The sequence below is a fragment of the Streptomyces sp. NPDC005574 genome (assembly GCF_040605435.1).
Lineage (GTDB): Bacteria > Actinomycetota > Actinomycetes > Streptomycetales > Streptomycetaceae > Streptomyces.
On sequence record NZ_JBEXCW010000170.1, the window covers coordinates 1 to 9,050 of the forward strand.

Sequence of the window (9,050 nt, forward strand, 5' to 3'; positions counted from 1 at the left end):
GCGCCCACCACCTGGCCTCCTGGATCGGGGTCTGCCCCGGGCAGAACGAGTCGGCCGGGGTCAGCCGATCTGGCCGTACCCGCCCGGGCAACCGCAGTCTCAAACGCGTCCTCGGTGTCGCGGCCATGGCCGCGATCAGGAACAGGGACTCCTACCTCGCCGTGTTCTACCGTCGCCTGGCCGCCCGCCGGGGCTCGCAGAGGGCACTGGTCGCGGTCATGCACAAGATCGCTATCTCAATCTGGCACGTCCTGCACGACCACGTCCCCTACCACGAACTCGGCGCGGACCACTTCGCCAAGCGGGACCCCGAACGAGCCATGCGCCGCATGACCAAGGAAGCAAACAGCCTCGGCCTCACCATCCGCTTCGACCCGATCGTAGAACCCGTAACCGCCTGACCAGCACCAACTCTCTTCTTTTCGTGTCAGACCCCCGATTTTCATTGGAGCAAGAGGGGAATGTCCCAGTTGGAGGGGGTGGGGTGGGTGGATTCAGTGAGGGCGAGAGCCACTCCGGCGGCGCCTTCGTGGAGGCCGACGTGGTGGCGGTGGCTGGCGCCGTCGTGGTGGGGGAAACCGTAGGGGGTGTGCGGTCGCCAGTGGCGTTCGGTGATATGGGCCGCGGCGGCTGTGGCCGCGGCCGCGAGGCGCGGGTCGGCGCTGTGGCGGTGAGCCTGGACCATTGCTTGGAGAATGCCGGCAAGGCCGTGGCATACGGTCGGCCCGGCTGCTTGCCACTGCTCGGGGGCCATGGTGGCGAGGGTAGCGATGGCGTTAGTGCCGACACGAGTGATATCGGGTTGATGAAGGGCGCTGCCAGCCATTTGCAGGGTGCGTCCGAGTCCGGCCGCTCCGTAGCACCAGACATCGCGGGGGCCGCTGCGAAGTCCAGGGGCGTGCTTTCCTTGGGTGAGTTCGTCGCCGGTAACACGCCAGGGCCAGCTCTGGTCGTCAGGGCGGCGCCAGTCGGTTAGCCACTGGGCTGCAGTGCGTACAGCATCTTCTTGACCTGCTACTCCGATGCCCGCGATCAGGGCAGCGGAGAGGAACGCGAGGGGGCCGGCGACCCCATGGGCCACACCCGTAGTGGCCAGTCCAGACGGGTGGGGTTTGGACAGGGGGCGGTGGTCAACTGCGGGCAGCCACCAGCCGGGCCACCCTCGGTCGTCGATGTGCAGCAGGTCGGTGAGGCTGCGCAGTGCGGCGGTGAGTCCGGCTTCGGCGGTTGGTATCCCGGTTTGGTGGGCGAGGAGCAGGACACGGCCGATGCCAGCGAGGCCGAGGACGGCGTCGTAGGTTTCCCATCGGGCTCCGGGGTGGCCTGCTGCACGGCGGGCGGTTTGTTGGCCGGTGAGGTGGTGGGCGTGTGCGGTGAGCCATTGCACGCCGGGTTTCAGGAAAGGGGTTAGACGCGGGTCGGCGTTCATGGAGTGGGCGATCAGTGCGGCAGTGATGACGGCGCCGGGGCCGGCGGAGATGCCGGCGGCCGGTGCGGGCAGGGCGGTTTGTGCGGTCTGCAGGTGGGCGTGGGCGGCGTCGGCAAATGCGGCTCGCTGATCGGTGAGGCGGGCGAGCAGGATCGCGGCGCCGGGTAGGCCCTGGAAGAGTGATGTTTCCAGGGAGGCATGGGGGGCCGTGCGGAGGATCCGTGTCGGGTCGGTCAGGCGTTCGGCGATATCGAGGGTGATCGTGGAGATGGCTTCTACCGCGGCGGGCGCGTAGGCAAGGGGGGGCACGGGGACCTGCCTCATCGTTCGAAGGGAATGAATGAGTGGATGACGTTCATGCGAATTGGCGGCGCTGGGTGTCATACATGTCGGCGAACAGGCCCCCTGCGGTGCTGAGTTGGTCGTGGGTGCCGTGTTCGACGATCCGGCCGTGGTCGAGGACGTAGATGCGGTCGGAGCGGCGTACGGATGCGAGCCGGTGGGTGATCAGGATGACGGTGCGGCCGGCTTCGGCGAGGCTCAGGAGCCTGTCGAAGGTTTCGGCCTCGGTTTTAGGGTCGAGGGCGGCGGTGGGTTCGTCGCAGATGAGGATCTGCGCCTGGCGGTAGCGGGCTCGGGCAAGGGCCAGTCGCTGCCATTGACCACCGGAGAGGTTCACCCCTCCGTGGAACTCACGAGCCAGCAGAGTGTCCCAGCCATCAGGCAGGTCTGCCGCGATCTGGTCCGCACCGGATTGGGCGGCGGCTTGTTCCAGACGCCGGTCGGCGTCGGGGGCGCCGGTGCGGCCGAGCGTGACATTGACCCTGGCGGTCACGGGCCATTGCCTGAAGTCCTGGCCGATGACGGCGACATGGGAGAACAGGGACGCCCGGTCCAAGTCGCGTATATCGGTGCCGTCCCAATTGATCGTGCCCTGCTGTGGCAGGTGCAGTCCGGCGATCAGGCGTGCCAGCGTGGTCTTGCCGCTGCCGTTGGCGCCTACCAGGGCTATCACCTCGCCCCGGCGGATGTCGAGGTCCACCCCGTCCACTGCAGGGCGACCTATGGGGGAGTAGGCGAAACGCACCCCACGCAGTTGGATGTGGGTCGGCTGGTGTTGTAGTGCGAGGCCGTTGGTGGGGATCGCGTCGCGTTCGGCTTGGCGGAGCGTCTGATTGTAGTCCGTGATGAACAACCCGTGCTCGTACAGCTGGTTGATCTGCATGAGGACTGCGGTGAGGCTGCTTGTGGCGGTGCGCACGGCGATGACGGCGGTGCTGGCCACGGCCAAGGGCATGGCCCCGGTGATCAGCAGAAGACCCAGCGAAAGGTAGGTCGCGCCGCGGGCGAGCCCGGACAGCGCATCGGCGAGCAGTCCGCTGCGGGCCTCGGCACGGCTCAGCCGGGTCCGCTCCGCCACGTGGGTGGCCGCCAGGCGCCGATGGTGTGCGAGAAAGAAGTCGGCGAGTCCATGAACCCGGATTTCTTCCGCGGCGGCGCCTCGCTCAGTGAGCAGCCCTGTAAGGACGTTCTGCTGTCGGGTGTGGTCCAGCCAGCGTTTCGTCGACACGTGCTGGTTGCGGGCGACACGCACCGCTCTCCAGCCAGCTGGGGCGACAGTGGCGATCAGCAACGGCAACAGGACCGGGTGGAGTGCGCCCATCACTCCGGCCGCCCCGAGCAGGCTCATCAGCGAGCTGAGCACGCCTAGGCCTCCGATTAGCAGTTGCCGGACGGAGGATACCGCCATGCGTGCGGAGGACAGCAGGCGGTGGAACTCGCTGTTCTCGATCGTGGCGAGTTCGACGCGTACAGTCCGCTCGAGAAGCCGTTCTTCGGTCAGCCGCTCAACTTTGGGCGCCAGTCTCCCTTGACCTGCGACGGTGACCGCGCGCAGCAGCGAGCCCGCGACACCGACGGCTGCCATGGCCATCAGTGCGGGTATCGCTGATCGAAGGCGCTGGGGGGTGGGTCCTGCGGCCAACAGGCCGAGCAGTACCTGGTTGGTGGCGACCAGTCCGGATGCGGTGACCAGACCCTGCAATACCTGGGCGGTGACCACGGCGAGGAAGGCGGCCGCATCCGCCCGCCAGGCGGTGCTCGCGGCGAAGACGAGCAGTCCAGGGATCCTCCTTGTCATTCCCCAGAATCCCGTCTCCAGGCCTCCCAACTCGTGACGTGAACGCCCCTCGGTGAAGCGGATACCTGACCCGAACAGGGGATCGGGCGTGGGCGCGGGAGCGGAGTCCAACCGGATTCGTGTCCGGGCCGTGGTGGGGTGGGCTGGTCTCATGGTGAGATCTCTCATCAGGTCCGGCCGGCGCCGTCCATTTGCCGGCGGCACAGCAGATCGGCGCCTTCTTGTGGGATGAGGCGTTCGTATCCGCAGCGTTGTGCTGCGGACACGAACTTGCCTCAGGTGCCTCCTTTATGTCTGGAAGGTGTGTCCCTAAGGGGGAGTCACATTGCTTAAAAAGCAACTGCGGACGAGCCAGCCTTGGTATTAGCAGTGGCAGGTGGAGACGTGGGTGCAATTGCCATAGATACTGGCGCACCCTGCATCTGTGCAGGCGACCGTGCACTCGCAGGTGCCCGAGTACGTGGGGTCGTTTCCGCACTGGTCGGTATAGGTATAGACGCAAGTCGGGATGCAGATCGCCAGTCCGGCGGGCTGGTCGGCCTGGGGGTTGTCGACGGGAAGCATCTGCAGTGCGTCGATGTTGATTTCCATGGTAGTTACATCCTTTGCTCTGTGTCGGGATGTGGCCCCGGGTGGTTCCTGGGGCACGTCTAATGGTCAGCCGGAGCGCAGGAAGCGGACAACGTCATCCTGGAGGCCGGGTGATGAGGAGAGCAGGTCGTGGCCGCCCGGAACTTCCCGATGGATAATGTCTTCCGGCCGGTACCGACCTTTGTGCAGCAGGCTGGCTCGGATCTGATGGCTCTGGGTGGCGGGCACAATTGGGTCGTTGCTGCCGTGCAGGATCAGCAGGCGTGGTGCACTGCACGGTGTCGGGTTGTCTGGCCCGGGGAATGGTAGGGCGGGGTGGTCGCGGGCCTCCAGCGTTTGGAGGAGGCCACGCACCCCGGCCGGGGCCTCGCCGGACAGGCCTGCTACCGAAGCGAAGGGGGCAACGAGCGCGCAGCGGGCCCACAATTCGGGGGCACGGGTGACGACGCGCAGCGCGAGGTAGGCGCCGTAGCTGGCACCGAAGAGCAGCAGTGGGGGTTTGCCGCGGGGGCTGCGTTGCGTTTCGAGAGTGTGGGCCAGGTAACAGATGTCATCCAGGTCTGGGCCGCCCCAGTGACCGCGGATGGCGTCGCGGTGGGTGGGGCTGTAGCCGGTGCTGCCGCGTTGGTTCGGAGCGACGACGGCGATGCCTGCTGCGGCCAGACGTTGGAAGAACGGGTTGAAATCCAGGCGCCAGGCAGTCTGGGGACCGCCGTGCAACGCCATCAGAAGTTGAGGGGCTTGGCGCCAGTCCCGGGCGCCGTAGATGACGGCCTCGATCGGCCCGGCGGGTCCGGTCAGCCATTCGGTGTGGGCCGATTCCTTTCGGCCGGTGGCTGCCTTGTCGAACGCGGGAGGGTGCCAGAGGGGTTCGGGGCCGAAGGTGACTGTTGCGATGTCGGCCGGGCGGGTCGGGGCAGAATGCACCAGGTGCAGGCCGTGGCGGCTCCAGCGGGCGGTTGGATGAAGCACGCCCGGCGGGATAACGACGGGGTCCACACGGTCGGTGTCGGCCTGGTAGAGCAGGAGTTGGGATGTGGCGCCGTGGTCGGCTCTGAGGGCCAGTCGGTAGCCGGTTGGGTCCACGGCGAGCGGGGTGATGGTGCCGTGGAGTGTGGTCAACGCTGGCAGGTGTTGGATCTGTGTGTGAGTGGGATCCGTTCGCGCCAAGGCTGTTGTGCCGTCGGGTTGGTCTGCCAGGAGCAGGGTGTGGCCGAGCGGGCTGGTATGGATGAGTCGGTGATCACCGCTTGCTGTGCAGCCAGGCAACGGAGTGACGGTCCCGGCCGCCAGGTCAGCGACCATGGGTCGGACGTGGCCGGCGTGGGTCTGGTTGCACCCCAGGAGTCGGCCGGTGTTGTCGAGCCAGGTCGGCCGCCAAGGCAGTTCGGCGCCCGGTGGGAGGACCAACTGGGGTACCAGGTAGGGGGCGGCGTCGTATACCAGCCACAGAGTGACCCTCTCCCCATCGTCCAGGCTTGCGGCCAGAGCGAGCGCGCCGAGGCCGGGGAAGGGAAGCAACCTCAGTCGGCGGGCGGGAAGGCCGCCGATGTGCTGTTCTGCTGCCGAGCGGTCCCCAGACAAGAGGGTGATCTGCCACTGGTCGGACTGCCCACGCACCATCAGGGTGCGCCCGTCGTCTAGGGGCAGCAGTTCCCGCAGGCCAACGGCCGGTTCCCGCAGAGGTATCGCTGCTCGGTGTGCGCCTTTATGGGTCCATGACCATGTTTCGACGGCGGAGCCAGCGATGCCACTGCTCTGCCACGCGGCACGGGTGACCATGCTGGCAAAGGCAAAGCCGGTGCCCCACGCAACGGTCCGTTCCAGGTCCACTCCGTCGCCCGTTTTTGTCGTCGTCCCGTTGCCATTGAGCAGATCCGTGAACACGTTGATCACCGCTGCCCTGCCAGGGCTTCCGTGGTACGGGGTGAGGGGTTCCCGATGGGCACGTCGGCCATCCACCAGCGTGCCCCGCCGCTTCGCAGTCTCAGCAGGAATCCCAAGGCACCGCTCAATCCGGTGTTGTAGCCGAGTGTGACGATGCGGCCGCCCTCGTCGGCCAGTACCATCCGGCCGTCACGTAGGCCGTGACGCGCTTCCAGGATCGCGGCGATTTCCTCAGCCCAGGCGCGGTAGCGGATCTCCCCCGTCCACTGCGCCATGTCCAGAAGAAACTCCCCGCGGCCTGCCAGTCCGTGACATGCCGCCGCAGTGGTGTGCCACAGGTTCTGCATGACCGCATGCGCGGCTCCCTGTGCCAGGTCCAGCCAGCGCTGCTCGCCGGTGGCCGCCCATAGCCGGATCAAGAATGTGCCGACTCCGCTGGACCCGTTGCACCAATGCGGCAGTCGGGAAGTGTCTCCCGGTTCGCCGGAAGGCCACCATGCCGCGCCCTGCTCCACGTCGGCTACCTGTGCCAGCGTGTCCCCGGCAGCCATGGCTGCTTGCAGGTACTGCTGTCGGCCGCTGGCCGAGGCGGCGGCCAGCAGGAATGCTCCGGCTCCCGCGACCCCGTGAGCGAACCCGTAGGGCGTGGTGCCGGACAACGCTGAGTCAAAATCGGCAGGGATAGGCCACACCGTCAGGTTCGCCCGACGCTCGGCTCCGGCCATCACGCTATCCGCGCACGCCAACGCCCGTCCGTAGAGTTCATCGTCCCGCGTCGCCCGCCACAGGTGCAGATGCGCCAGGCCAGCCCCCGCCAGGCCGTGGCAGATATCGGGGTTGGCCCACTGCACAGGGATCTGTTTCAACAGCTCTACCGCGCGTCCGGCCAGGCCCTCATCGTCGAGGTGCCGGGCCGCATCGTACAGCGCCCATGCTGTACCCGACCGCCCGAAATACAGTCCGGGAAGCAACCTCGGGATCGAGTAGGCCCGCGCATCGACCCAGTGGGCAGTCCTGCGCACCGCGTCCTGCAGGGAGTTCTGGCCGAAGTCCTGCGAGGCCCGCGTCAGTACCGCCAGCACACCAGCCGCACCGTGCTGCACGTTGCACGGGTCTGCCGATGCTCCGGACGACGAAGACGGCCACAACCAGGCGGCATTAGGCGTCATCGCGTCCACCGCGTACGCCAGACCATCAGCCAGCAGCCGCTCCTGCAGCTCGCCAGACAGACCCGCCACACCCGACACACTCACCTGCTGTGCAGCAGCCGGCGAGTCCGTCGGCAGCTGAGCCACAAATGCACGGGCCTGTGACAGTGGCCAGCGACACTGCGGATCTTCCGCCATAAGCCCGAGGATAAGCGGTCCGAACGCGGACAGAACGGGGTTGGTGCTCCCCATCAACGACACCAGGTGCTCCAGCCGGGCCGCAGCAGAGCGCTCCACCGGATGATCGACAACCAGTGACGGATCAATACCGGTGCAGACACAGAAGATGGTCGCACCAAGCCCGAAAAGGTCGGCCGACTGCTCCGGGGCCGGTCCGCGCGTGTTCTTGGTGGCCTCGGGCGCGGCATATCCCGCAGTCTGCACACACACCACATCGACGCCCGGCTTCACAGCATGTTCCAGATCGACCAGCCGCACCCCCTCCCCGTCCGGCAGCACCATGATGTTATTGGGATTGAAGTCTCGCAGCACCAGACCCGTTCCGTGCGCGACGGTCAGCAACTCCACCAAATCGCCGACCATAGTGACGGCCTGACCCCAAGGCAGCCCGTCCGGCATGGCGGCCGACTCGGTGGCCCAACGGCGCAGCTTCATGCCCGGCACGTATTCCTCAGCCAGGAACAGGTCACCCTGCTGCTCGAACATGGCAACAGTGCCCGGCGCAATCCCCGACGGGGCGAACACATCCAACACGGCCGCCTCGTGCCGCAGGACATCACGCATGTCGGTACCGTCCAAGCTAGCGTGAATGTGCGCCCGAGCCTGTTTAACGACCACCTCAGCACTGGTGCGCTCATCGACCGCCAGGTATACCCCGCCCTTGTTCGCCTGCTTCAGGGCCCTGCGCACCGCGAAGCGGTCGCCCAGAAGGACCGTTTCCGGTGGGGAAGGCGCCACCACTTGCTGGTCCGGGAACGGCGAGGGGGCCCACGGCGGCGGGCTAAACCACGGCAGCCGCTCATCAGCCACCAAGGAACCGTCCGGCGCGGTTAGCACCGACGCGAACGCCCCGTCGTTGGTCAGGACCTCCTCGGCGCTGAACACCCCGTACCGATAGTGCACGAGACTGCCGGGGCGCAACTGCCGGTCCGACAGAATCTTCGGACCATGCAAGTCCTCGACTGCGCGGTCAAGCCCCCAGGCCACCTGACGGAACTGCTCGTCATCCTCTGGATAGACGGTGATGAACTTCCCCCCGCCGCCGCGACTGTAGTTCACCGACACCTGCTCCGTTACCCGCTGCAGGTCACCCGCGAACTTGAAAGTGCACCCACGACGTATCAAGAGCTCGCTCACCCGTCCCAGCACGATCGGCGCCGACAACGGTGTAGCGGACACATGCAGCTTCCACCCCTGCGCATGCGAGGCATGCCACCTTGGCGTCACAGAGCACCAGAAGGGTCCCTCCCGAAGCGTGTAGCCGTACTCCTCACCACACCGCCTTAGCACCCCCTCGACCACATCACGCAACAGTGGATCCCTACCCGATGAAGTCGGTCCGACAGTGTCGTGCTTGTGCTCATGCCGCATGAATTGCCTCGCTCGCAGAACAATACTGACCGCGATCGACAGTGCGTCCGAACCGCGTGGAACTCGGCTTTCAGGATCTGCGGAACACTCCACCCCTCGAATGAGTAGTCCATGCTCAGACACGGCAGCCGTAGATCGTGGTGCCGCTGCGGGCGTTGTCAACTTGTTGGGGCAGCGGGTCGTTGAGGGTGTGTTAGGTCGTGGTGGGGCCGGATGGCGGCCTATGGTTCAGCCTGCCGTGGGC

6 protein-coding genes are annotated in these 9,050 nt (G+C 66.7%); 1 reads left to right on the plus strand and 5 read right to left on the minus strand.

Annotation, left to right across the window (positions count from 1 at the left end):
• A partial coding sequence (locus tag ABZT03_RS41810) for a transposase (RefSeq protein ID WP_356049241.1) occupies window positions 1–401 on the plus strand: 401 nt, incomplete at its 5' end.
• A 41-nt stretch (window positions 402–442) separates the two neighbouring features.
• Here the strand turns inward: ABZT03_RS41810 and ABZT03_RS41815 are convergent.
• From ABZT03_RS41815 to lanL, 5 genes are all read right to left on the minus strand, one after another.
• Entirely contained in the window at window positions 443–1,753 is a 1,311-nt protein-coding gene (locus ABZT03_RS41815) for a lanthionine synthetase C family protein (protein ID WP_356049243.1), read from the minus strand.
• Between the two features lie 31 nt (window positions 1,754–1,784).
• Complete coding sequence (locus ABZT03_RS41820; RefSeq protein WP_356049245.1) at window positions 1,785–3,569, minus strand: ABC transporter ATP-binding protein; 1,785 nt, start codon at window positions 3,567–3,569, stop codon at window positions 1,785–1,787.
• 363 nt (window positions 3,570–3,932) lie between these two features.
• Window positions 3,933–4,160: an ALQxL family class IV lanthipeptide gene (locus ABZT03_RS41825; protein WP_356049247.1), complete on the minus strand. Its 228-nt coding sequence runs from the start codon at window positions 4,158–4,160 to the stop codon at window positions 3,933–3,935.
• A 66-nt stretch (window positions 4,161–4,226) separates the two neighbouring features.
• The gene (locus ABZT03_RS41830) at window positions 4,227–6,056 is read right to left on the minus strand and encodes an alpha/beta fold hydrolase (protein ID WP_356049249.1); all 1,830 of its coding nucleotides are present in this window, start codon (window positions 6,054–6,056) and stop codon (window positions 4,227–4,229) included.
• Window positions 6,053–8,737 carry a class IV lanthionine synthetase LanL gene (lanL, locus tag ABZT03_RS41835; protein ID WP_356049251.1) on the minus strand — a complete coding sequence of 895 codons (2,685 nt, stop codon included), beginning with the start codon at window positions 8,735–8,737 and terminating at the stop codon, window positions 6,053–6,055. The genes ABZT03_RS41830 and lanL overlap by 4 nt, the downstream gene beginning before the upstream one ends.
• Window positions 8,738–9,050: the final 313 nt, after the last annotated feature.

Coding starts and splice junctions, on each gene's coding strand:
- ABZT03_RS41815 (WP_356049243.1), bottom strand. CDS start 1,753: ATGAGGCAGGTCCCCGTGCCCCCCCTTGCCTACGCGCCCGCCGCGGTA.
- ABZT03_RS41825 (WP_356049247.1), bottom strand. CDS start 4,160: ATGGAAATCAACATCGACGCACTGCAGATGCTTCCCGTCGACAACCCC.
- ABZT03_RS41820 (WP_356049245.1), bottom strand. CDS start 3,569: ATGACAAGGAGGATCCCTGGACTGCTCGTCTTCGCCGCGAGCACCGCC.